The 1,101-nt window shown below is 75.2% G+C and carries 1 protein-coding gene and 1 pseudogene; both read right to left on the minus strand.

Annotated features, from left to right (window positions below; all coding sequences use genetic code 11):
• Positions 1 to 490, minus strand: a pseudogene (locus tag ACFQ4O_RS17735) (hypothetical protein); the annotation flags it as partial.
• Positions 491 to 570: 80 nt separating this feature from the next.
• Positions 571 to 1,101, minus strand: a 531-nt coding sequence (locus tag ACFQ4O_RS17740; RefSeq protein ID WP_378777728.1) for an enolase C-terminal domain-like protein, incomplete at its 5' end; no start/stop codon positions are given.

The following is a 1,101-nucleotide window of genomic DNA, read 5'->3' on the forward strand; positions in this document are numbered from 1 at the left end:
CGACGGCCGCCGGCGGCGTGACGGCCGCAGGCTCCGCGCGGGGCGCGAGCGCCGGTTCCGGCGTCTCGATCCGAGGCGAGGGGATCGCGGGAGCGACCGTCACGGGTTCCGCACGCGCCGCGGATGTGGCGTCCGTCGCCTCGGCCGCTTGTGCTGCGATCGCGGGTTTCGCCAGCCGTTCAAGCGTCGCGAGCCGCGCCAGCGCCAGCTCCACCCTCAGTTCCGCGGGCTTCGGCGCCATCAGCGCCGCGCGCACCGCAGCCGCGGCTTCGGCCACCGCGGGCGGGCAGGCGGAGGCGGGCGAGCTTTCGGCCGCCTGCGGCGCGACGCGCTGCTCAAGCCGCGCCAGCGCCTCCAGCACCTGGCCCGTGTCCGCGGCGCGGTTGCGACGGGCGAACTCGGCCAGGAACCAGCGGCCCCGCTCCGTCTCCATCACGGCGGAGGCGATGGCCTCGTAATCCTCCAGGGTGAGCTGGGGCGGCTTGCTCATACGTCGGCTCCGGGCCGCGACCTTTCGCGCCCGTCTTTAGCTGTACGTCGATTCGCCGGGAATCGCAGGCGGTTGCGCCGTCATCCCCACAGCAACGGCGACGGCGGCGACAGAACGCTGCCTTCGAACACGAGGCCGTGCTCCCGGTCCCGCGCCAGCAGCAGCGGCCCATCGAGGTCGACCACCGCCGCACGCTGCGCCACCAGCACCGCCGGCGCCATGGCGAGCGAGGAGGCCAGCATGCAGCCGACCATCACCGCCAGCCCCGCGTCGCGGGCGTCCTCGGCGAGCGCCAGCGCCTCCGTCAGGCCGCCGGTCTTGTCGAGCTTGATGTTGATGGCGTCGTAGCGGCCGAACAGCTCCGGCAGGCCGGCGCGGTCATGGGCGCTCTCGTCGGCGCAGACGGGGATCGGCCGCTCGATGCTCGCCAGCAGGGCGTCGTCGCTTACGGGCAGCGGCTGCTCCACCAGCGTCACCCGCGCCTCGGCGCAGGCGGCGAGATTCCGGGCGAGCGCCGCGCCGGTCCAGCCCTCGTTGGCGTCGACGATCAGCTCGGCCGCCGGCGCGCCGGCGCGCACCGCGGCGATGCGCTCCGGGTCCAGCCCGTCGGG

Origin of the sequence: Methylopila musalis (assembly GCF_042679725.1) — a bacterium.
Taxonomy (GTDB): domain Bacteria; phylum Pseudomonadota; class Alphaproteobacteria; order Rhizobiales; family Methylopilaceae; genus Methylopila; species Methylopila musalis.